Origin of the sequence: Microbulbifer zhoushanensis (assembly GCF_021729055.1) — a bacterium.
GTDB classification, from domain to species: domain Bacteria; phylum Pseudomonadota; class Gammaproteobacteria; order Pseudomonadales; family Cellvibrionaceae; genus Microbulbifer; species Microbulbifer zhoushanensis.
The window spans coordinates 481960-504632 of sequence record NZ_JAJSAO010000004.1 but is presented as its reverse complement, the minus strand read 5'-3'; the positions used below and the strand labels follow the sequence as shown (position 1 = coordinate 504632).

Genomic DNA, 22673 nt, shown 5'->3' with positions numbered 1-22673 from the left:
TCGGTTACCGGTGTGTGGGCGTAATGGCTTTGGCCTGGATATTTAGATGCTCAGTGTTTTAGGATATGTCGAGCTGCTATTGTCAATCCTGGCCTTATCATTAGCCTTATGGCCTGTATCCGGGCTTTGTGTGGACCGGGTTTACGGTTTTGATTGTGAGAGTTGGTTCATATTTGGCGTGAATATATTTGCGCCTGTTGGGCTGATACTGCTTCTCTGTTCTCTCTTGACATTAAAGCTGAACTCGCTGGCTCCCCAATACGCACTGGCTTCAGGTTCTTTGATTGTTATGGGGTATTGGCTTGCGCATGCTGTATAGAAAAATGCTTAACAGGTGCAGGGACCGTGCCGCCAGGAGCGCTGGAGGCTGTCCTGTACGACGAGTGTTGAATGCCAGGATGAGGCGCTATTGAAAATGAAGCGAGCTGTTCACCTGCCTCTGCTGGTTGCCGGTTTGTCGACCGCAGCTGGAGGTATCGCATTTGTATATAACTGGCAGTGCTACGACGGCGGCTGGCCTTACTTCGGCATTGTTCTTTTGCCCGGTAACCTTGTGCTGTCGTTGTTTACCGAGGAGATCGACTTCTGGCCCAAGCTGGCCCTGCAGATGAGTGGGCAGTTCCTGGTTACGTTCACTGTTGCCGTCTGTGGCGTCAGGATGATCGGGTGGCTGAAGGGATGCCTGGGTGGCAGTCGGCCGTAGATTATCAGGCCGCCCGACCGGTGCCATCCGGCAGGCATCCGGAATGCTCGTCATAGCAAGCGTTATACGATTGACTTGATCAGCCCGCCTTCTGCCTTGATGCTGGCGCCATTGATGGCTGAGCTCAGGGGGGAGGCAATAAAGGCAACGATACTGGCGATTTCTTCCGGCTTGATAAAGCGCTGAATCAGCGAGTCGGGCTCGGTCTCGCGGAAGAACTCGGACACAAACTGTTCTTCGGACTTACCCTGTACCCTGGCGCTCTCTGTCAGCCAGCTGCTGACGCCTTCGGTCAGGGTAGGCCCTGGCAGGACTGAGTTTACGGTGATGTCGGCGCCGCATCCCTGGGTCAGGTTGGCCAGGCCGCGGCCGATTACGATCTGCGCGCCCTTGGTCATGGAATAGTGCACCATGCTCTCCAGGCCCCGCATACCCGCCTCGCTGGCAATATTGATCACCCTGCCAAAATCCCTCTTCAGCATCCCGGGGAAATAGTGACGGGACAGGCGCACGGTGCTCATCACGTTTGCGCTGAAGAAGGCCTGCCATTCATCGTCGTTGATTTCCTCGAAGGGCTTCGGATTGAAGATGCCCATGTTGTTGATGAGGATATCGATCCCGCCGGTGGCATCAATTTCTCGGCAGATGTTGTCGCAGTCGTCAGTGTCAGCCAGGTCGCCTTCCACTGCCAGTACGTCACCGTGGGAAGAAAGTTCGCTTACTACCTTTCCTGTATCACTGCGGCCGTTGATGATGACGCGTGCGCCCTCATCTAGCAGGGCAGTGGCTATGGCCCTGCCAATCCCCTTGGTGGAGCCGCTGACAAAGGCCGTCTTTCCGTTGAGTTGTAAATCCATTTTCCGGGGCTCCCCTGGCTTCCATCTCTTTGTGCGGATATCCGCGGTCGCCCGATCAATCGATAAGCCTACGCGGTTCAGAACCAGAGTATAGGCGGCCCGTATGCGACCGCGCCCCAGGTAATGATGAGCCCGATCTGTGGATCTCGCGCAGAAGCTGCCCTACGCATTGTGGGGGCGCAAAACACACACCTGGTCGCCGTAGTAGTTGTCCTCATAGTTGCACTCGGTCTCTTGGGACTGTGTGCGGATACCCGTTCCGGTCAATTTACTTAAGATGGTCATCTGTCGCTCCTTTCCTGCTTCAGGGGTGGGGGGGGAATTACCCCCTGGTGTTTCAGTGTGGCCAGATTAGCTTCCGCGGCCTTGCGCGTGAAATGGCTTTTCTCACTCAGCTTGATAAGTGGAGGCTATTAGTTGGCGCTCTTTCATTGTTGGCCACTGGGCTCCGTCGACGCCAGCGGGGAGGTTCAGCACAGGTTAAGTCCGGGCCCGGCAGGGTATTGGCAGGGAGCCCCGGCAAGCGGGCTCATCTGTCCGGGAGTAGAGCCTATGTTCAGGCAAGTTGTTGTAGCACTGCTGTTGTCCGCTTTGGCTGCACAGGCCAGCGCCCTGCGCTGCGGCAACCGAGTGGTGCAGGAGGGGGATCTCAAGATCGGGGTGCTGGAGAAATGCGGCGAGCCCATCCTGCACGAGCAGATCGGTTACGTGGATGCGCTCAAGACCGAGCGGCGGGTGACGGTGCTGAAGATCGACGAGTTGGTCTACCGGATCAATGGCGATCTGCTGAGCCTGGTCTTTGAGGGCAACCGGCTGGTGAAGATCCGCAGGGGGGAATAGACCGGGCCCGGCTGTCAGGCCGGCGCTGGTTCGGGGGCCGGCTCGCGGTAATCGGCAACCCGGTTGCGACCCTCCTGTTTGGCCTGGTAGAGCGCCCTGTCGGCCTCGACCAGCAGGGTTTCCAGGTTGTTGCAATTGTCCTTGTGGGCGAGACCGATACTTGTGGTGAACGTCAGTATCCCGGCGGGAGACGGGACCGTGATGGTGGTAACGGCAGCGCGGAGCCTTTCGGCAGTCTGCTGTGCATTCTGCCTGCTGCCGGTGACCAGCAGCCCGAATTCCTCACCACCAAGGCGTCCGAAGACGTCGGTTTCGCGAATATTGTCCAGCATGCAGCGGGTGAACCGGCGCAGGGCCTCGTCCCCGACGGCGTGGCCGTGGCTGTCGTTGATTGCCTTGAAGTGATCCAGGTCAAACATCAGCAGGCTGCAGCCCCGTCCGTTGTGTCTCGCCAGGTGGATTTGCCGCTGTGCTTCATCAATAAAGCTGCGCCGGTTGCAGATGCCGGTCAGGGGGTCGGTGCGTGCTTCCAGCTCGGCGCGCTGTCGGGCCGCCTCCAGTTCGTGGGTTCGTTCGCACACCATGGCTTCCAGTTCTGCCTTGGAGCGCTCCAGCTGCTGCCGGTACTGCTGTTCTGCGGTCCGCTTTTCCTGGCCCAGGCTGCGCACCCGGATTCCCATGGCCGCCATGATGGTGAGCATTTCTGTAAACGAGGCAATGGGCGGCCAGTAGTAGTTGAACAGGTTGTGCCCTACAACACCCAGATCCCGCAGGGCCTGCGTAAACAGGCCGGTAACCAGCAGGCCCCAGGCCAGTGCAAACACAGCCGCCGCCCCCGAGCCCTGTCGCCAGCGGGCGATTGCCACCAGCGTTACCACCGGGTAGAGCAACAGGGCCACAGTAATCGTGACCAGGGCCACTACTTTTAATTGCAGTGTGGCGCCGATCAGGAGCAGGGCGGCATTGGCCATCATCAGCACCAGCACCCGGTCGAGTCGCGGTGTATACCGGCGGCTCTGCAGGAACAGGCGTGCGAATGCGAGCCCGCACAGGATGCTGACTGCCCCAGTAATGGACATGTAGTGCCACTGGAACTGTTCGCGAAGCAGGTACTGGTGTGTGAATCCCAGAATGGTGCCCCAGGCCGCGACCTTGGACAGGGCATAAACCGAATAGAAATAGAAAGTACGCTCGCCGGTGGAAACACCGCATACCAGCGAGAAGACCGCCATCAGGAAGAAACCACCAAACAGGAACGCGATAACACTGTTCTCGAGTAGCTGGGTCTTGCGCAGATTATCGGGAGTCCAGATGCGCATCGACGGGAAGACAAACCCGGCTTCCGCGGAGCTGAACCGCACCAGTAGCTCCCTGTGCTGGCCCGGCTGCAATTCCAGCGGCAGGATGAAACGGTGATGGTCAATCGGCCGCTGGTCGAAGGGAGCCTGCATCGACAGCCGGGCCAGCCCGTGATACTGGCCGGTTCCCGGTGTCGGGCGCTGGTAGGCGGCCAGCTCGATCAGCTGGTGATCGACATATTCCAGGTTGAGGGTTACGGGGCGGGGCGAGGGGTTGTGCAGGACAAAGTGCGACCAGAAAGCCCCCCTCTTCAAGCCCGTGGAGCCGGCCGACTTTAGTGGCTTGAATGCACCTTCCGCATGGGCCCGGGCGGCCTCCTCGACACCACTGCTGTCGGTGTGGTCGTGCCAGGTCTCCAACTGGCCCGTGCGCCTGCTGCCGTTTTCTTCCCCTGTCACCACGATCAACTCGCTGGCGAGCAGGGGCGCTGGCAGGGCACCCAGTAATACGGCCAGGAGGAAAAACAGCCCCCGCGAGAACGGATAGGCTGTAAAAATGCGCTTTTTGTCGTTCATTATTGTGTTTATTTTGCAGTGGGGCATGTGAACACGGGCGGTCGAAATCACAAAGGTTGCGGACCTGCTTCACACTTTTGGTAGATTACTACAGTCTGCCGCTGAGGATAAGGTGGTTCGCTGTGGATAAAGTACCGGCATAAAACCGGTCTTGTGGCTCGTTAAAAAACAGGAAATATCGTTCAGTCAGCCAGCCTGATCCCCGGATGCTCAATCAGTCGAATCCTGGCGCCGGGTGCGGATAATTGATGCTGAAGTGGTTATTGTTGAAGCGAGCGTTCGGTAAGTTTTCCGCAGAGGATTATGGAAGGAAACAGGAATGATACTGAGCCATGTCTCCCTAGGCGTGGACGATGTCACCGCGTCTGTACAGTTCTATGATGCGGTGCTCGCGCCCCTCTCGATCCGTCGCTCACACTATGAAGCGGGCGTGGCTGCGTCCTATGGTGATGGCCTGGAGTTCTGGGTGGGCATCCCTTGTGAGGGGCGGCCCAGCGCCGGCAATGGTGTCCATGTCGCATTCAACGCGCCCAACCGCGACTCGGTCGATGCTTTTTACCGGATCGGACTCGAGCAGGGTGGGCGGTGTGCCGGCAGGCCGGGACTGCGCCCGGAATACAGCGACTCGTATTATGCTGCTTTTATACTCGACCTGGACGGCAATAAAATCGAGGCAGTAGCAACCTGAGGCCCAACCTGGGGCAGTAACGGCCGCTACCGCCCCGTCGTTCAGCGCTGCTCGCCCCTCAGCCCCAGAACTACCTCCTGTAGATTTTCTGCCCGCGCAGAGGCCGCATCCAGCGGCTTACCGGCCACCACGCTGACCCGCGACCAGAATCGCTTTGGCAGCCTGGTAAAGGCGTTGCCGCCCTTGTGACTGAAAAAGCTGCCCCAGAGGCCGCGCAGGGCCATGGGAATCACCGGTACCGGATTCTTCTGCAGTATTTTCTCAATGCCTGCCCGGAAGGGAGCCAGCTCGCCATCTTTGGTCAGCTGGCCCTCGGGGAAGATGCACAGCAGGTCGCCGTTCTCAAGGGCCTGCTCAATTTCCACAAAAGCCTGTTCGTAGCCTTCCGGGTCTTTCTGCCGGGAGCAGATGGGAATCGCGCGGCCGGTGCGGAAAATAAAGTGCAGCACCGGGATCTCGTAGATGGGCTTGTACATGATAAAGCGGATGGGGCGGCGCACCGCGCCGGCCAGCAGCAGCGCATCCACGTAGCTCACATGGTTGCAAGCGATGATGGCCGGCCCTTCGGCGGGGATCTGCTCCAGCCCCTCGTGCTTCACCCGGTACATGGTGTGGGACAGCAGCCATACCAGCAGGCGCATGGCGAATTCCGGAACCCGGTTGAACACGAATACTGCAACCGCCGCGTTCATCAGCGCCATTACCATAAAGAACTGCGGAATGGTGAAGTCCAGTACGCTCAGGAAGACAATCCCCAGTATCGCGGAAATCACCATAAACAGGGCGTTCATGATGTTGGTCACCGCAATAACGCGGGCCCGCACGGCTTTGTCTGTACGGTCCTGGATCATGGCGTACAGCGGCACGATATAGAGCCCGCCGAACACGCCGATCAGCGCCAGGTGTAGTAGGAAGCCCTTGGCGCCCGCGCTGGCCCAGAAGGCTGCCAGGGAGGTCTCGGCCAGCGGTGACAGGCCGCCGCCGATCACCGACAGCATGATGCCACCATAAGTCAGGCCGGCGGCCCCCAGGGGCACCAGGCCCAGTTCAATACGGCCGCCGGAAAGGCGCGAGCAGAGCAGGGAGCCGATGGCCACACCCACGGTGAAACTGCACAGCAGCAGGGCCACCAGCGGTTCGTCACCACCAAGCACGTTTTTGCCGAAGCTGGGGATCTGGGTCAGGTAGGCGGCGCCCAGCAGCCAGAACCAGGAGATGCCGATAATCGAGTAGAAGATGGCCGGTGTTTTGGTGATTTCCCGCAGCAGGCGCGCGGTCTGGGTGACCGGGTTGAGCTCGATCTTCAGGTCCGGTACCGGTGCCGGGGCGCTGGGGATGGCGCGGCACACCAGGTAGCCGGCCACCGCGATGCTGATAATCAGCACGCCGATCCACTGGCTGCTGCTGCCCGCATCGCTGGCGCCACTCAGCACCGTACCGACAATGGTGCCGCCGAGGATGGCGACGAAGGTCGCCATCTCCACAAACGCGTTGCCGCCCACCAGCTCCGAGCGGCGCAGGTGCTGGGGCAGGATGGCGTACTTGATGGGCCCGAAAAATGCCGACTGTACGCCCAGCAGGAACAGTACCAGAAGGCACAACGCGTTGTTGCCCAGTACCAGCGCAGTGACGCCCAGGATACTGATGCCGATTTCCGCCAGCTTGATACGCCGGATCAGCAGGCGCTTGTCGTACTTGTCCGCCAGTTGGCCGGCGGTGGCGGAGAACAGGAAGAACGGCAGGATAAACAGGCCCGCGGCCAGGTTGTTGAGCGCGTTGGCCTGGTCCGCCGCCAGCCGGAAGGCAATCATCACCATCAGCGCGCTCTTGAACACATTGTCATTGAAGGCGCCGAGGAACTGGGTGAGGAAGAAGGGCAGGAAGCGCCGGGTACCCAGCAGGCGGAATTGACCGGGGTTAGCCATGGGCGGGTCTCTTGTTTCCATTTTTCCCTATGGTACGCAAATTCAGGCGCAATGAAATCTGCGCGGGGAAGATGCATTCACCAATGTAAAGCCTCCTTGACATAAGTCGGTGGTGCCCCTAGGGTAGGTAAAGCACGCTTTACATACAGGGAAAGGCATAATCACAACAACATGGAGAAGAAGATTGATGCGTCACGATAAACTGCCCTCTGAAACCCGGAGTCACCATATTTTACGCAGCAATGGGAGGCTCGCTCTCTGGACCGGCGCCTGGTTGCTGACCACTGCCCTGATGACGTTTGGCGCCCGCCTGTTCTGGGCCGGTAACGGGATCCTTACCCTGCTGGCGATTGCGCTGAACCTGCTGGCCGGGGCATCTATGATCCTGGCCACGATCCGGCACCTGCAGGTCCAGGATGAACTGGAACGCAAACTGTTCCTGGATTCGGCCGCCATCACCCTGGGTGTGGGGCTGGTGGGTGGGATCGCGTGGGAATTCTACGGTAACCAGCCCGGCTCGCCCTTTGCCCCGCAGATTTCGCACCTGGTCCTGTTGATGGGAGTCACCTTCCTGGTGAGCCTGGTGACAGCCTCCCGGAGGCTGCGGTGAAAAATCATCTCAAGTCCCTGCGGGCCGAGCGCGGATGGACCCAGGCCCACCTGGCGGAGAAGCTGGGGGTGTCACGGCAGACAGTGGTGGCGATCGAGAAGGGCAAGTATGACCCCAGCCTGCCGCTGGCTTTCAGCATTGCGCGGGTTTTCGGCCTTGCGATTGAGCAGGTCTTTATCGACGAATCCCGGCAATAGCACTGTCGGCCCCGGTCTGTCCGGGACTCAGCCGATTCCCTGGGCGTAAACGGCGCTGGCCACACGCCGGAATGCGGCCAGGTTGGCCCCGCGATGGTAGTTGATGTAGCCGTCATCACCCTCGACGTCGGCAATACACTGGCGGTGGATGTCCTGCATGATTTCCAGTAGTTGCTGGTTCAGCCGTTCCTGGTCCCAGCGGGTGAAAGAGGCATTCTGCGCCATTTCCAGCCCGGACAGCGCCACGCCCCCGGCGTTGGAGGCCTTGCCTGGCGCATGGGGAACACAGGCCTTGTGAAAGGCCTCCACGGCTTCTGCGGTACAGGGCATATTGGCGCCCTCTGCCACCAGCGTGACACCGTTTTCAATCAGCGCCCGCGCATCGTCGCCATCCAGTTCATTCTGGGTGGCGCAGGGCAGCGCGATATCGCAGGGAAAGTGCCAGGGCCTTGCGCCCTGGTGCCACTCGCCGCCGCCGGCATCCGCCATCCGGGTAAGTAATTTTGTCGAACCGGCCCGGTGGTCCATGGCCTCCTCTATGAGCTCCTGGGGAATACCATTCTTGCAGTAGAGAGCACCCTTGCTGGAGCTGAGAGACACCACTGTGGCACCCAGGTGCCCCGCCTTCAGTGCGGCGTGCAGGGCCACATTGCCGGCACCGGATATCGCGATTACCTGCCCGTCCACCTCCTCGTCCCGCTTCGCCAGCATGCAGCGCAGGAAATAGACCAGACCGTAGCCGGTGGCTTCCATGCGAACATGACTGCCGCCGAACTCGATGTCCTTGCCGGTCAGGGCGCCGCTGAAGGTATTTGCCAGCCGGCGGTACTGGCCGAACATATAGCCGATCTCACGCCGTCCCACGTTGATATCGCCGGCCGGCACGTCGGTGTTTTCGCCGATATGGCGATAAAGCTCGTCCATAAACGCCTGGCAGAAACGCATGATCTCCCGGTCTGAGCGTCCGCGCGGGTCGAAATCGGCGCCACCCTTGCCGCCACCAATGGGCAGGCCGGTCAATGCATTCTTGAAGGTCTGTTCGAAAGCCAGGAACTTGAGGATCGATTCATTGACTGTCGGATGGAAGCGGATGCCGCCCTTATAGGGACCGATGGCGCCACAATACTGCACGCGCCAGCCGCGATTTACATGTATATCGCCGTTGTCATCTTCCCAGCAAACACGGAATGAGATGATCCGGTCGGCCTCGCACAGGCGGGGCAGGACACAGGCGTCATACCATTCACTTTTCTCCCGGTAGAGGGAAAATACATCCCCGGCCACATCGTCGATGGCCTGCAGGAACTCCTCCTCGCCCGGATTGCGTTGCTTTACCCACTGCCTGAACTGCTCCAGGCTTTCGTCGTTTTCCACAGGTGCTCCCGATTAACAGGTGAGTTTTCCGGATGTGGCTATCCCAGCCAATTATGGTCCCCAGGGTCGGTTACTTTACGAAAGCAGTTTAATCCCACGACAGTATCCATTCCATCGTAAGCAGACCTACGATAGGGTGGTGGCAGAGGTTCACATTATTCATGGTGACACCTGCGGTCCGGGCTGTTGTGCCGCTGCACGGTTTTGCTGCAAAACCCGCGAGATGGAGACCGACATGGGAAATTTCGACAGGAATAAAGGTTACGTGGCCATTCTGGGCTGGAGCCTGAATGCAATTGACGCAATCGACCGGTTCGACCGGCGTTACGTGATTGTTGCACCGTCCTGGGCCGAAGAGTACGCCAACAAGCACGATATTCCGTTTATTTCCTGGAACTTCGAGCGGCTCAATGAACGTTCGATGGAAATCGCCAAGAGACTGAAAGACGAGGGGGTGGATGTAGCCATCCCGCTGTTCGAAGAGACGGTGGAGTGGGCCGGGGCGATCAACGCTGTGTTGCTGGATAACCCGCGCCTGATGGGGCAGTCATTGCTGTTCCGCGACAAGGCACTGATGAAACGCAGGGCACAGCTGGGCGGTATTCGCGTGGGTATTTTCGAGGAGGCCCAGGACAAGGGGGATGTTATCCGCTTCCTGACGCGCGTGAACCAGGCACTGCTCAAGCTGGACGGCGACCCCAACGACCCGATCCACCTGAAGGCTTTCGATAAGGCCGGTTGCCTGGGCCACAGGGTGGTCCGCACTGCCGAGGATGTCGACAATATTCCCGACGAGGAATTCCCTTTCCTGATGGAGAGCCACCTGGATGGCTGGGAATTTGCGGTGGAGGCCTTTATCAAGAATGGCAAAATCCATTTCATGAACATTTCCGAGTATGTGACCCTCGGCTACTCGGTGTTTGTTCCGGCGACACCGGACCTGGAGAAATGGCGCCCGCGGGTGGAGGAGGAAATCCAGAAGCTGATCGATACCTTCGAGATCGATTTCGGCTTTATCCACCCGGAGTATTTTGTCACCAGCGACGGCAAGATGTATTTCGGCGAGGTGGCCTATCGCCCGCCGGGTTTCAATGCGTTTGAGCTGATTGAGCGGGCCTACGGTTTTAATGCCTACCAGGCCATGGTGATGATGTTCGACCCGAAAACCACCGATGAGGAAATCGAGGCATTCTTCCCGAAGGAGGTGGTGGATGCTAAAGGCCATGCGGGCTGTTTCGGGGTCTATCCGCGCCGGCGGGTAGTCAATGAACTGAAGATCCCCGATGCCACTGAGAACCATGCCTATTTTGAGTTTCACGAACTCCAGTCACCGATGCAAAACAAGGTGCCCAAGCGCAGTGCCTTCGGCACCCACTGGGGCCTGGTGTATTTCTTTGGTGACGATCCCTACCAGCTGCGCGACCTGCTCAAGGCCCAGGAAGAACTGGATTACTACCTCTAGAGCCTTGGGCGGTCACGGGAGCAGGGCGCCGGCAATGCCCGGCCCTGTCCGGGCGCGGCACAGGTCCGGGTACCGCGCCCGGTGCGCTGTGCCCGGTAATTTACAGGCAGGTGGGCTAAACTCGCCTGTCTGATGAAGCTGAGCAGGTTGGTGAAGTGGAAAGCCGGCAACTGATCGACAAACTGGAATATGCCATTGAGCAGCTGGAGCAGGCGCGCCCGTTCAACAAGGTGCGCTTTCGCTCTGCGGTACTGGACGTGGGCGGGCGCCTCGCCGGCGAGCCGGGTGGCGTCGACGCGCTGTACCAGCTGGCGGCGCGGTGTGACCGGGCGGGGATTTTTGCCGATACCCCCTGGGACCAGCCCGCGACCCTGCTGCCTGGGCTGGTGCGCAATACCCTGGAGCAGGGTGACCGGCAGACAGTGCTGATAGAACTTCTCAGCCAGCTGCGGCTGCTGGCCGTCAGCAATGGGGTTTACACCCATGCGGGAATTCCCGCGGAACAGGCACGTCATTTCCTTGCCCAGGTGATGGCCCTCAACCTGGATCACCTGCTAGCCGGCCCCGGTGAGGCGATGCGCGCGCGACTGGGGCGTACCAGTACCGCAGTTTCCGGGGTGTTCCGCTACCTGCTCGAAAACATCGGTTTTGCGGATATCCTTGGCAGCCTCGTGCACGAGGTACGCCGCATCATGTCGCAGCGCCCATTGCAGGTGGACAGTGTCAAGTCGATGATTACCCAGATCGCCCTGGCCCGTAGCCGCGGGGAGGGCGGCAATGGCGCTGCGGCGGCGGATGCTGATCGCCTGGTCAGCAACCTGTTTGGCCCCACGGCAACCTGCGCCGATGATCCGGGCGTCCAGCTTTACCTGGAACGGGTTGTCCGGCTGTCCGCCGGGGAACTGGAGTCGGAGGCAAGCGCATTCGCCCGGGCCATGCATGAGAACGGACTGGTCTCGGACTACCATGCGGTCTTCCTGCGTTGGCTGGCACTTGCTGATGTGGACCTTCCGATAGCGCGCGAATCACTGCAGGCCCTGGCCCTGGGGCTCAGCAGCACCGGTCTCGATGCGCTGCGGACCTTTCATGACCTGGTGGGGCGCTTGATCGAGGGGGCAGTGCACATAGGCACCGCCCAGAGTGTTTATGGCCTGGCCCTGATACTCGAGAGCGGCATGCTCTACTCGGCGCCGGTGGCACCGGCCCTCTGGCGCCAGATTGACCTGCGATTATCGCCGGTGTGCGCAGAGATACAGTCGACAGTGTTCGGCACCCAGGTCACACCGGCAACGCGCCTGCTGGCCGGTACTATCCAGGTACTGGGGCAGCCGCTGGGTATCGGCCAGGGGAATAACCCTACCTGCCAGGCGGCGCGGGCCATTTCCATGTGGGCCTCCAATGACCCGGACTACCTGCTGCACCTGATTTCCCGTGCCGCGCATTTTGATGAGATCGTGCTGCATTTCGAGGGGGAGCCGATTTCCTCGGCCGGGGCCGCAGGGGCAATGATCCCGTTGGATACCGACCCGGTTTCGGTATTGCTGGTGCCGCACCTGGACCTTATCTACCGCCTTATGGGAGAGTTGTGTGCGGGCCGCGGTGATGACCCGCACCGCTGGATCAATCCCGAACTGCACGGCTGGTGGGTGGGGCGCGAGTGTTTTCTCGCCGTGGACATCCAGACCGGTGGCCTGCGTGACTATGATGCATTCCTGCACCGGTTCTATTGCAGTTATCACCCATTTTACAACGGCAACCAGCCTATCATTCATCCACAGCCCGCCGGGCTGGCGGTGACCGACAGCACCGGCATCTTTGTCGGCTGGCATGCGATCACATTAATCCGTGTGGCGCTCGACGGCGACAACGTCATGCGGCTGTATTTTTTCAATCCCAACAACGACAGCGGCCAGGACTGGGGCGCCGGGGTCAAGGTGTCGACACATGGGAACGGCGAGCGCCATGGCGAGGCGTCGCTGCCGTTTGCCGAGCTTGCCTCCCGTCTCTACCTGTTCCATGACGACACCGAGGCCCTGGTGCCCACCACCGCGCCGGACGCGGCGGAACTGCAGGAAGTAAAGCAGATGGCCCTGTCCAGCTGGGCTGCAGGCCGCGATGCCACCGCGCAAGCCCCTACGGTTGCCGGCAGTAGCGCGCAGGGTTAGTGCCGGGCCAGCCCCTGGATATACCGCTTAGAAAGGGTTCAGTGTGTAGCCCTGTTGTTGCAGGAGCGCATGGGCCGTCATGGCGGAGAGGGCCATTTCCACACCAGGTAACAGCTGGGCTTTGCCGATTCCCAGATGGGCGGCGGACTGGCCGCAGATCATCACCCGGACTCCCTGCTCCTGCAGTGCCGCCAGCAGTTTTGCATTGGGGTTGGCTTGTCCGTACTTTTCCCGGTGGGCACTGTCATTGAGCAGGTCAAATCCGGCCTTGCCATGGACCACCAGCGCCAACTGGATGTTATCCGGGTCTACACCTGCCCGGGCATGCATATTCAGGAAACGGGCCAGGCTGTTGAATTTCCTGTTTAGCTCTCCTTTACCTGACTTGTCCACTGCATCGAAGGCCACCTTGAATTGCTGGTTTGGTTGCAGTGGCTGGTCCTGAATCACCGGCGCAGTTTTACCGTATTCCTTTATCACTGGGCCGGGTGTGAATTCAGCGGCAGCTATGGTGGGAATCCACATTGATGCAGAAACGGCAAAAAGGTACTGACGGATTTTCATTGAAATTTCTCGCTGTTATTGTTGTTGCGTCTTTTTCAGTAAACCGGCCTTTTCAGAAGCTGCCGGGGCTCTCCCACCCGGTGAGCCAGTTGCATCAAGGAAGGCGCGCACCTGGTCCGGGTGGTCGGTAAAGAGCCCGTCGATACCGATATCCTCGATAAACAGGGCGAGTAACCTGTCAAACTCCCCCAGCACTGGCGGGACTTCCTCGCTGTCGGCACGGAAAGTATAGGGGTGCACCTGCAGACCGAGGGCCTGGGCTCTCCGGGATATGCCGTTGTCGTTGATGGCGTTTTCCGCTGGAGTCACCAGCATCATTGCCCAGGGGCCGATACCGTCGGCATACCCGGCGATCTTTTCCAGCCCTTTGGGGGTCAACATCCAGTCGTAGCTGTAGTTGACCCAGTGACCTCCCTGCTGGACCTTTTTCTCGCCCCAGCTGGTGGCGGCAACCAGTTGTACCAGCGGCAGGTCCATGTCCATTGCCGGCATCAGTTCCCCGTCGATGCGCTGTAGCTCCTCGGCATCGAAACTCTGCAGGAAGATTTTACTGGTTTTGTCGGTATACCCGTACTGCTTCAGTGTCTCAAGGGTGCGCCGGGCAATGTCGCGGCCCTCCCGGTGGTGGAACCAGGGTTGCTTGATCTCCGGGTATATGCCGACCTCGTATCCAAGGCTCTTGTTCAGGCCCTGGATCAGCTCTATCTCTTCTTCAAGGGTGGAAAGCTGGAAGCTGGATTTCCAGAGCGGGAATCGCCCGGGATATTTTGGCTTTCGCTCCTCGATATCACCTTCGAAAGTCTCGGTTACCCGTAAACGCTTCAGTTCGGGGAGAGTGAAGTCGATAGTGTAAAAGTGGCCATCTTCGCGGGCGCGACCCGGGAATACACGGGCAACGTCCGTTACCTGGTCGAGGTGGATGTCATGCATCACGATCAGGTGCCCATCCCGGCTCAGGACCAGGTCCTGTTCGATATAGTCCGGGCGCATTCCGTAGGCCAGGGCCTTGGATTCAAGTGTGTGTTCGGGCAGGTAGCCGGACGCCCCCCGGTGGGCGATCACCAGTGGGTCATCCCGGTCGGAGGCGGTAGCGGTATTGGCATATGGCACCAGCAGCTGGGTGCAGAGAGCAATGGCGGTGAAAAAGCTTGGGGTAACTGGTGTTATTTTCATGAATGATACCTGCCGGGGCTATACGGTCAGAATCAGTTTGCCATAGTCATTGTCACATTGTTGTGACGGTTGCTGGTGGGGAAGCGATGCGGGCGGTGGGGAAACAGCGCGGCCCGGTATCAAGCCGCGCTGTTCCGGTGGATGGTGGGCGTATCAGGCAGGCTGTTCTTCCGGCCAGCGATAGTTGGCGAGCTGTTCCCGCAGGTCTTTCTTGCTGATCTTGCCGGTGGCTGTATGGGGCAGTTCTTCCGCAACGACACAATCGTCGGGAATCCACCACTTGGCCACATTGCCCTCAAAGGCGGCGAGTACCTTCTGTGGGTCCGGCTCGGCCCCGGGCGCGGGCACAATCACCAGCAGCGGCCTTTCGGCCCACTTCTCGTGGGAGATGCCGATTACGGCGGCCTCGGCCACCTCGTCCAGTGCCATGGCACAGTTCTCCAGCTCGATGGAGGAGATCCACTCACCGCCGGACTTGATCACATCCTTGGTGCGGTCGGTGATGCCCAGGTAACCCCGGGGATCGATGGTGGCCACGTCGCCGGTATCGAACCAGCCGTCGTCAGTGAGTGCTGACTCCGCCGCGCGGTAATAGCGCTCGCAGATCCAGGGGCCGCGAACCTGCAGGGCACCGAAGGCGATACCGTCGTGGGGTTGCGGCTGGCCCTGCTCGTCCACGATACGCATCTCCACGCCGAAGGCGGCGGGGCCCTGCTTCAGGCGCAGTGCTTTGGCCTGGTCCCCAGGCAAATCTTCCGGTACCCGCGGGTTGTAAGTGCCCAGCGGGCTCATTTCGGTCATGCCCCAGGCGTGGTGGGTGTAGACCCCGTGCTGTTGCTCGAACTCCTCCATAATGCTCCAGGGGCAGGCGGAGCCGCCCACCACCACACGGTTGAGGCTCGGCAGGGTGCTGTCGGTTTCCCGCAGGTATTTGAGCAGCGCCAGCCACACGGTGGGGACGCCAGCGGCGATGGTTACGCCCTCTTCGCGGATCAGCCGGCTCAGGGTTTCACCGCAGGCCATCTTGGGCCCGGGGAATACCAGCTTGGCCCCCACGGCGGGCACCGCGTAGGGAATCGACCAGGCGTTGACGTGGAACATGGGGACAACCGGCAATACTGCCTCACTGCCCTTCAGGGCAAACACATCCGGCATCAGCACGCCGTAGGTATGCAGCACCATGGCGCGGTGGGAATAGAGTACGCCCTTCGGGTTGCCCGTGGTGCCGGAGGTATAGCAGAGGGCGGCCGCAGTATTCTCGTCCAGTGACGGCCAGTCGAATCCTGTCGGCTGTGATTCAAGCAGCTCCTCGTAGCAGACCAGGTTGGGCAGCGTGCTGTCGGGCATATGGGCACGGTCGGTCAGGACCACGAAGCCCTCAACCGACGAGAGTTTCGGGGCCAGCGCCTCCAGCAGGGGGACAAACATCGGGTCGATAAACAGCCAGCGGTCCTCGGCGTGCCCGACAATATAGGCGATCTGTTCCGGGAACAGGCGCGGGTTAATGGTGTGGCAGACCAGGCCGCTGCAGGAGGTGCCATAGTAGAGTTCGAAGTGCCTGTAGTCATTCCAGGCCAGGGTGCCGACCCGGTCGCCGGGCCTGGCACCCAGGGCCTGGAGAGCATTGGCCAGCTGTGCACTGCGCGCAAAGGCGTCGGCATAGGTATAGCGGTGGGTGGGGTTGTCGGCAGTAAAGGAAACAATCTCACTGCCGGGGAAGTTAGCCTGCGCGTGGCGCATGACGGCGGTCAGGGTGAGTTGGGACGGCATCATCAAACCGTTCATTGTTGGCTCCTCATTATCGTTATTGTCTGCTTGTCGCTGTCGTTATTAAGGTAACGGCTCCGGTCAGTGTGGGAAAGGGATTTCGGCCCACACAGTCCGTCTGGTGGGTCACATTCCGGGCAGTGCCTGGGGCGGTGCCCGGGCCGGATTACTGGACTATCTTGATCCACTCGCCCGGCTGGGGTTCGCCGCGGGGATAGTAGCCGTTCAACAGTCGCAGTTGCTCCTCGGCGTACTCACCGATATCCATGTGCCGTGCCAGTGAAGCAAAGGTGGTTTTGTCGTTGGCCTGCACATAGCGCAAACGCCTGATGTTGGGCTGGATGATGTCGCTTTTACGCAGGGGACGGAAGCTACGAATGCTGGTGAGGAACAGGTTGTCGTACTTGTTGCGGTTGTCTGCATCCCGCAGCGAAGGGTCGTTAATCTTGCCCTCGAGGATATACTGGCGGCTGCCGTAAAAGACCACCGCTACCCGTTCGGGGCTGTCGGGTGAAGACACCGGGAGCTTGCCGGTGTGCCCAACCAGGCGATACTGGTTGAGTTTCTCATCCTGCTCCAGGTTACGCACGTCGTAGACTTCACGCAGCGCCATATCGGCGGGCTGGTTGCCATTGCGGTTGTCCACCTTGATAGTGATGGTGGCCTTGCCCTCGGGATGGGTGCCGACAATGGACGAACGCTCGTTTTTTACTTCCCAGCCATCGGGGAACAGCAGTGAGAAGCCAAGACGGCGGTGATTGTAGCGATTGCGATCTGACTGCTGCGCATTCTGTCCGTAGACGATGCCCTCGGTTTTCTCTCGGAAGTTCTCCACTTTCACTTCCTTCTTGTCCTTGGGCAACTCACCGGCGGCGGCCACCACTTCCTGCAGGCGGATATCATTGCGCGGGTGGGTGGAGAACACACCGTGGTAAGTCTGGGGCTTCTTGCCTTCGACCCGCGCCTTGCGGCGGGCAAAGGTCTCCTGGTCTTTCAGCAGCCCAATCACGTTGATCATGGCCTGGGGGTCGTAGCCGGCATTGAACATATACTGGGCCCCAAAACGGTCGGCCTCCAGCTCCATATCCCGCCCGTAACCCTTCACCGCGGCAGTGGTCCACAGGTTGGCGACATCGCCCACCACGCCGCTGCCGGTAACCAGTACCGACAGCACCGAGGCGACCCCGGCGCCGGTGGCGGCGGTTTTCTGCCGAACTGCGTGCCGGGCGGTGATATGCCCGACCTCATGCGCGAGCACTGCCGCCATCTCTGCCTCGGAGTGCAGGTAGGTGAGCAGGCCGCGATTGATGTAGATATAGCCGCCGGGCAGGGCGAATGCGTTGATGTCCTGGCTGTCAATGATGGTGAAATTGTATTTCAGGTCAGGGCGATCACTGGCCTTGACGATCTTCTGCCCTACGTAGTCGACATAGGCGGTCAGCACCGGATCCCGGTAAATGGGGGTGCTCTCCACCAGCTTCGCATGCATTTCCTGCCCGATACTGATTTCCTTTTCCTCGGACATCAGCACCAGGTCGGGCCGGTTGGTGGCCGGATTGAAAGCACAGCCGGCGATGGCCGCCAACACTGCGCCGATCAGGATCTTATTAGTATGTTGCATCGCTCCGTCTCCCTCCCTCAGTTAACTTTTGGTAGCCTGGCCCGGCACCAGGAACTGCTGCAGTTGGGCTGCCATGCCCTTACAGGCATTGTTCTGCACCCGCGCGATTAATGGAATGGGAATAACAATGGCGGGCATATAGGAGGTGCCCTTGGCATCGGCGTTCAACTTTCCCGAGAGCTCCTGGTCGCGAAAATCCCATACTGAAGCTTCGTAATCCGACTCCTTGTCCCAGGTGCCGAAGCCAAAGCAGCCGGCACCGCCGGTGCCGATAGAGCAGCCGATGGATCCGGCGCTGGCAGTGGTCTCGGTTGAACCGTCTATCCAGACGATATACTTCACCCCGAAAGCCTCAAGCCGCTTACGCACCTCACTATTTTCCATCAGGCGGTCCAGGGATTTCAGGTGAAGCGGTGCGGTACGTGGCTCGAACCAGGGGTACATGGCGTCGACAAAATGCTGTTCCGAAATTACCGTGACGCCGCCGTCGGGGTTGTGTAGCGTACGGCCCACGCAGTCAATCAGGTCCGGCTCTGTCTCGTAGTCGCTGGAATGTCGCCGACCGAGAATAACCACCGAATCGCCGTCGGCCAGCTCGCCATCGCTGCGCCGGTACTCATCAATGACAACCGTGGTACAACCGGTGACCGCGGCCACCAGAATTACAAAAAATACCTTGACCACAACAACCTCCTGTTAGTCCGTGGTTTCCGCTTCCCCGTCAGGCTGGTCTTTCATAGAGAGGGCCCGTTGCTTACTGGCTACCAGTGCCTGCAGTTCCGGCACCCGCTCAAAACCGGTATACAGCGTAGCGCCGGCATCCCGCAGGGCCACATTGATAGCCTGGCCCAGTGCTGCCTCCCGGGATTTCAGGAAGGCAGTCGGGGTTTTGCCGTACGCGGTGATAACCCAGTTGGCAACCTGGTCGCCATTTTTGTCGTAGGCGTACATGTCGTACTTGATCCACACCTCGAAAATATTTACCCGGGTTTCCCGCGGCATGGTGAACTGGAGTTCCCGTACCTCCGGTACGATTACCAGCTCGATGTTGTCAGGGAGCTCCTGTGGATAGCTCGACAGTGGAATGGACTCGGTGAACATGGCGCCCAGTACTGTCTGGAACAGGTTCTGCTGTGCACGGCCGGTATTTATGTTCCACTCATCGCGGTCTTCGCTGTCTTCGTGGTAAGTGAATTCCCGGAAACCCTCGCTCAGGTAGTAGCCGACATTAAGTGGGTACTGTTCCCCCACCGGTTCCGGGTATTCCCCGTCCACCTGTACAGTGTGTGCACAGGCTGTAACCAGCAGGACTGTTGCAGTTAGCGCCAATCTGGCTGCAGCGGAAAATCCATTTCTCTTCAAGGCCATGGGTCGCTCCTGTCAGTGCGCGATTGCGCTACCGAAAATCGTTGAGTCCAACAAAAGTTCCCCCGTTGCGATAGGTCAGCTCGCGCATCAGCGCCGCAAATCTCAGGCCGGTTGTCTGCAGGTGGGGTGGCCGGGAGAACTGGATGGGGAAGCCAATGGCGTGAATGCGTACATTGCGCTTGCCCTCGCCATGCTGGGCGTTGACCCGGTCGACCGCCAGCATCACCCGCCGGATTGACTTGCCGGTGAATTCGTCGCCAAGAACGTAAATGCTGATTTTCTTGTCAGCATCGTAGAAGCTGCGTACGGCCTTCTGGATGCCCTCCACCGGGCTCGAATTACTGAACGGGTTCCAGGATCGCAGGCGCTTGAGGATTGCCTGCCGGCGTCCGGGTGTATCGGGGATCCATTTATTGCGGTAGTTGGAGAACATGTAGTCCCCCATATCATTCATTACCTGGATGCCCTTGACGTTGGGGTACAGGTCAAGCGTATTGACCATTTCATTCATCATGCGGTCCCAGCCGTAATTGAACATACTGCCGGACGTGTCGATGATGAACAGGATGTACTCGCTGTCGACCGGGATACCGCCAATGACGTTGTTCTTGCGCTGGTAGTTTTCCCCCAGCAGGCGCCGCATTTCATCCGTCATGCTCTGCAGGGCGATGGTGAGTTCGCCCTTGAGCTTGCCTTCCTCGGTTTCACCCTCGGTCTTGCTTGCATACTGTGCCTGCAGGACCGACAGGCGGCCGCGCAGGTTGGCAATTTTCTCACGCTCGATATCCAGTTGCTCGCGCTTGGCATTCAGGTCCCGGTTGAGCACCGTGGTTTCGCCGCGGATTTGTGCCAGTTGCTCCTGCAGTTGCCTGACCTGGCCATCCAGGTCGAGCTCTGCCTCTTCCAGAACAATGGGCTCGACGGTCTTGGCGATCATTAACAACAGTACAATGGCGCCGAACCCGCAGCAGATGACATCCAGGAAGGAAATGCTGAACTCTTCCTGCTGGCGCTTCAGGCGGTTGCGTCTCATGGCCAGTCCCTCGACGGTGCCAGGAAGGAGCCATCGGTCTCCATGGCCAACTTCCAGAATTCACTGGCGGCAAACGGATCGCCATCCATCGGCGCCAGGATTACATTCACCGGGATGCCCCCGGGGAGGGCTTTTACCGCCCGGTCAAATAGTTTGCGGCGCTCCTTGCCGGTGACGACATTGCGTCGTGGTCTCTTCATGCCCTGGGTGGGGAGCCCGTCGGTAATCAGGATGATATTGTCCGGCAGCGGGGACATGGCGCTGACTGCATTAAACACCCGCTCAAGGCTGGTGCCGCCATCGGGCACCACTTCATCCAGGGCCTTGAAGGCGTCGTCAAGCTGGTCGCGGTCGTCAACGTTCAGCCAGCGGTCCTCGGTACCGGCAATAGCGGCCTGGAACCCGGTGTTGAAAGTGTAGATCTGGTACTGGCTGTCCTGCGGGAACTGCGCGGTGAGCCACGACACGGTATTGATCGCACGGCGCCATTTTCCCGCTTCACGCTTGGTGCGGGATGACATGTTGCGGGTGCGGATCACCTTGATCAGTTCGTCCCCCAGCATACTGGCCGAGGAATCCAGCAGGATCAGGATGCGATTTCCACCCAGGCGCAGGCCTGTGAGGTACTGTCGATCGCCATCGCCGACGAACTTGCGCACATTGTCCCCAAGCTTCTTGTTTTCCGCCTCGAGTTGTTTCTTGGCGTCCTGAAGCTTCTTGAGCTTGTCCTGCAGACGCTTGATGTCGTCTTCTTCGGTGTTGCTGTCGATTTCGGCGATATTGCCCTTTACTTCCTCGATCTGTTCGATAATACGGCGCGCCAGGCCCTGCGCGTCGGCCAGTTCATCGCTGGTGGCATCGAGTGTGTTGCGGGCGAGCACCAGGTGTTCACGCCCGAACTGGACTTCCTCCTTCAGCAGCTCAACCTCGGCCGAGAGATCCTGGTTTTTCACCTCGATATCGTGATCGGAACCGTGTTTGATGATCAGGAAGATCAATGCCACGGCACCGAATCCACAGGACATGATGTCGAGGAACGACAGGCTGAAAGTGGTAAACCGCCGATTCTTACGCGCCATATTGCTCCACACTGATTGCGGTGATGACTTCGTCAAAATCTGCCGCGCCGATCCTGTCACCGGCCGTGAGGTTTACCGGCGCTGCGATCTCCTCACCATTCAGCATCAACTGCGCGCCGGCGTCGACTCGCAGTGCCAGGCGACCGGCGTGGTTGGTGATAGTGGCAGCGGGGTGTTCGGGTGGGGTGGGCGTGATTTTGAGTGCGCCTTCCTGCCAGCTGACAAAAAGTGGCTGCTGCGCTGCCAGGGCGCGGTGCCCGAACAGCAGGTGGGTGGCAGCCGCCTCGGCGGCCGCATTGACCTGCACGGCGACTTCGTTGGCGGGTGCCGCGGACATGGCGGTGACAAGGCGCAGTGCAGCGGTCTCGCTGTGTACTTCATGCCAGCGCTTTTCCACCGCCTGCGCAATGCTGTTGTGCGGCAGGAGATGGATTCGCTCTGCCAGTTGCGCGCCGGCGGGTACATCGGCCCAGCGGTGCGATACGAACACCACGCTGGAGGGGTCGGCGAGGTTGTCGAGCAGTGCGCGGATGCGGGACAGGATCGGTGTGCTGGCATCCTGCAGCTGGCGCAGGCTGACTTTGGCCGTGCGATCCTCGAGTTCCGCCATGACTTCACCCTGGCGCATGGCGCGGCCGACCCATTGCGGCATCAGGTCGTACAGTTGCTGCTCCGCCTCGGCGGAGTGCTGTGGGTCGAAACGGCACTGCATGACAAAGGCATCGGTAAATACCCTTGCCCAGGAATCCTGGAAGTGTTGCAGGCCCGCGTCGCTGACAGTTTCGACATGGTCGAGCTGGGCCTGTTCATGTACGGCCACGCGGCTTACCAGCGTCTGGTGACGCTGTAATTCAACGTGCAGGTGTACCCCGCGGGGTGCGCAGTTGCCGACACAGGCAGTGGCCGCATCCACCAGGCCCACGGCGTTGACCGGACTCTCATTGACAATACCGAGTAGCAGGGCCAGTTGTTCGCGGGTGAAATTGCCCGGTACAGCGAGAATCAACTCGTCGGGCATGTCGCAGTGTTCCGCCATGTCCTGCAGCTGACTGTAGGCCAGGTCCGCGTGGTGGCGGCAGCGAGCGTTGTCGGAGTTGAGTGACTCAAGGCTCAGCCGGCGCCAGAATTGGGTGTTGACCCGCGTCGGGTTGCTGCGGGCACGCATCAGTGCCGCGGTGCCCAGCAGAATCTTGTGGCTGTCCACCACTGCCACGCCAGGGCTGTCGAGTATTTCGTCGGTGCCACTGAAGACCCGCAGGCCGCAGTCGTTGATTTCCAGTACGCCTTGTTGCGCCATTGGCTAGCTCCTTCTTCCCGTGCCCCGTCCCGGTGGGGCGGTGGCAGGCGGCTTACCTGTTATCGGCGGTCACTCG

21 protein-coding genes are annotated in these 22673 nt (G+C 59.9%); 7 read left to right on the top strand and 14 right to left on the bottom strand.

What is annotated here, in order from left to right:
- Positions 1-415: 415 nt before the first annotated feature.
- Positions 416-703: a hypothetical protein gene (locus tag LVD10_RS10800; RefSeq protein ID WP_232940988.1), complete on the top strand. Its 288-nt coding sequence runs from the start codon at positions 416-418 to the stop codon at positions 701-703.
- A gap of 62 nt (positions 704-765) precedes the next feature.
- Here the strand turns inward: LVD10_RS10800 and LVD10_RS10795 are convergent, their stop codons facing one another.
- The gene (locus tag LVD10_RS10795) at positions 766-1560 is read right to left on the bottom strand and encodes an SDR family NAD(P)-dependent oxidoreductase (protein ID WP_237063593.1); all 795 of its coding nucleotides are present in this window, start codon (positions 1558-1560) and stop codon (positions 766-768) included.
- A 162-nt stretch (positions 1561-1722) separates the two neighbouring features.
- Entirely contained in the window at positions 1723-1845 is a 123-nt protein-coding gene (locus tag LVD10_RS17965) for a hypothetical protein (protein WP_255774649.1), read from the bottom strand.
- Positions 1846-2112: 267 nt separating this feature from the next.
- Here LVD10_RS17965 and LVD10_RS10790 point away from each other — a divergent pair, with 267 nt between their 5' ends.
- Complete coding sequence (locus LVD10_RS10790; protein ID WP_232940990.1) at positions 2113-2400, top strand: DUF2845 domain-containing protein; 288 nt, start codon at positions 2113-2115, stop codon at positions 2398-2400.
- Between the two features lie 14 nt (positions 2401-2414).
- Here LVD10_RS10790 and LVD10_RS10785 read toward each other — a convergent pair whose 3' ends face one another.
- A complete protein-coding gene (locus LVD10_RS10785; protein WP_232940991.1) occupies positions 2415-4274 on the bottom strand; it encodes a sensor domain-containing diguanylate cyclase in 1860 nt (619 codons plus the stop codon).
- 319 nt (positions 4275-4593) lie between these two features.
- Between LVD10_RS10785 and LVD10_RS10780 the strand changes: the two genes are divergently transcribed.
- The gene (locus LVD10_RS10780) at positions 4594-4962 is read left to right on the top strand and encodes a VOC family protein (protein ID WP_237063592.1); all 369 of its coding nucleotides are present in this window, start codon (positions 4594-4596) and stop codon (positions 4960-4962) included.
- Positions 4963-5003: 41 nt separating this feature from the next.
- Here LVD10_RS10780 and LVD10_RS10775 read toward each other — a convergent pair whose 3' ends face one another.
- On the bottom strand, positions 5004-6887 hold the full coding sequence (locus tag LVD10_RS10775; RefSeq protein ID WP_232940993.1) for an MFS transporter: 1884 nt from the start codon (positions 6885-6887) through the stop codon (positions 5004-5006).
- Positions 6888-7074: 187 nt separating this feature from the next.
- Here LVD10_RS10775 and LVD10_RS10770 point away from each other — a divergent pair, with 187 nt between their 5' ends.
- Together LVD10_RS10770 and LVD10_RS10765 are read left to right on the top strand one after the other, a co-directional pair.
- Positions 7075-7497, top strand: coding sequence for a hypothetical protein (locus LVD10_RS10770; protein ID WP_232940994.1), 423 nt, complete (start codon positions 7075-7077; stop codon positions 7495-7497).
- Positions 7494-7694 (top strand): helix-turn-helix transcriptional regulator, encoded by a 201-nt coding sequence (locus tag LVD10_RS10765; protein WP_232940995.1) that lies wholly within the window; start codon positions 7494-7496, stop codon positions 7692-7694. Before LVD10_RS10770 ends, LVD10_RS10765 begins: the two co-directional genes overlap by 4 nt.
- 27 nt (positions 7695-7721) lie before the next feature.
- On the opposite strand, the gene gdhA is transcribed toward LVD10_RS10765, so the two are convergent.
- On the bottom strand, positions 7722-9068 hold the full coding sequence (gdhA, locus tag LVD10_RS10760; RefSeq protein WP_237063591.1) for an NADP-specific glutamate dehydrogenase: 1347 nt from the start codon (positions 9066-9068) through the stop codon (positions 7722-7724).
- A gap of 235 nt (positions 9069-9303) precedes the next feature.
- Here gdhA and LVD10_RS10755 point away from each other — a divergent pair, with 235 nt between their 5' ends.
- Entirely contained in the window at positions 9304-10530 is a 1227-nt protein-coding gene (locus tag LVD10_RS10755) for an ATP-grasp domain-containing protein (protein ID WP_232940997.1), read from the top strand.
- 155 nt (positions 10531-10685) lie between these two features.
- Positions 10686-12695, top strand: a complete 2010-nt coding sequence (locus tag LVD10_RS10750) for a hypothetical protein (RefSeq protein ID WP_232940998.1) — start codon at positions 10686-10688, stop codon at positions 12693-12695.
- Between the two features lie 27 nt (positions 12696-12722).
- On the opposite strand, the gene LVD10_RS10745 is transcribed toward LVD10_RS10750, so the two are convergent.
- The 9 genes from LVD10_RS10745 to LVD10_RS10705 all read right to left on the bottom strand — a co-directional run bounded on the left by LVD10_RS10745 (position 12723) and on the right by LVD10_RS10705 (position 22597).
- Positions 12723-13259: a DsrE family protein gene (locus tag LVD10_RS10745; RefSeq protein WP_237063590.1), complete on the bottom strand. Its 537-nt coding sequence runs from the start codon at positions 13257-13259 to the stop codon at positions 12723-12725.
- Positions 13260-13274: 15 nt separating this feature from the next.
- Positions 13275-14432 (bottom strand): glycerophosphodiester phosphodiesterase, encoded by a 1158-nt coding sequence (gene glpQ, locus LVD10_RS10740; RefSeq protein ID WP_237063589.1) that lies wholly within the window; start codon positions 14430-14432, stop codon positions 13275-13277.
- Positions 14433-14585: 153 nt separating this feature from the next.
- Positions 14586-16217 (bottom strand): long-chain-fatty-acid--CoA ligase, encoded by a 1632-nt coding sequence (locus LVD10_RS10735; RefSeq protein WP_237063588.1) that lies wholly within the window; start codon positions 16215-16217, stop codon positions 14586-14588.
- A gap of 148 nt (positions 16218-16365) precedes the next feature.
- Positions 16366-17820, bottom strand: a complete 1455-nt coding sequence (locus tag LVD10_RS10730) for a M48 family metalloprotease (RefSeq protein WP_232941002.1) — start codon at positions 17818-17820, stop codon at positions 16366-16368.
- Positions 17821-17841: 21 nt separating this feature from the next.
- Positions 17842-18504: a hypothetical protein gene (locus LVD10_RS10725; RefSeq protein ID WP_237063587.1), complete on the bottom strand. Its 663-nt coding sequence runs from the start codon at positions 18502-18504 to the stop codon at positions 17842-17844.
- Between the two features lie 12 nt (positions 18505-18516).
- Complete coding sequence (locus tag LVD10_RS10720) at positions 18517-19188, bottom strand: hypothetical protein (protein WP_237063586.1); 672 nt, start codon at positions 19186-19188, stop codon at positions 18517-18519.
- 28 nt (positions 19189-19216) lie between these two features.
- Complete coding sequence (locus LVD10_RS10715; protein ID WP_232941005.1) at positions 19217-20221, bottom strand: vWA domain-containing protein; 1005 nt, start codon at positions 20219-20221, stop codon at positions 19217-19219.
- Positions 20218-21300 (bottom strand): vWA domain-containing protein, encoded by a 1083-nt coding sequence (locus LVD10_RS10710; protein ID WP_232941006.1) that lies wholly within the window; start codon positions 21298-21300, stop codon positions 20218-20220. Before LVD10_RS10710 ends, LVD10_RS10715 begins: the two co-directional genes overlap by 4 nt.
- A complete protein-coding gene (locus tag LVD10_RS10705) occupies positions 21290-22597 on the bottom strand; it encodes a hypothetical protein (protein ID WP_232941007.1) in 1308 nt (435 codons plus the stop codon). Before LVD10_RS10705 ends, LVD10_RS10710 begins: the two co-directional genes overlap by 11 nt.
- Between the last annotated feature and the right edge of the window lie 76 nt (positions 22598-22673).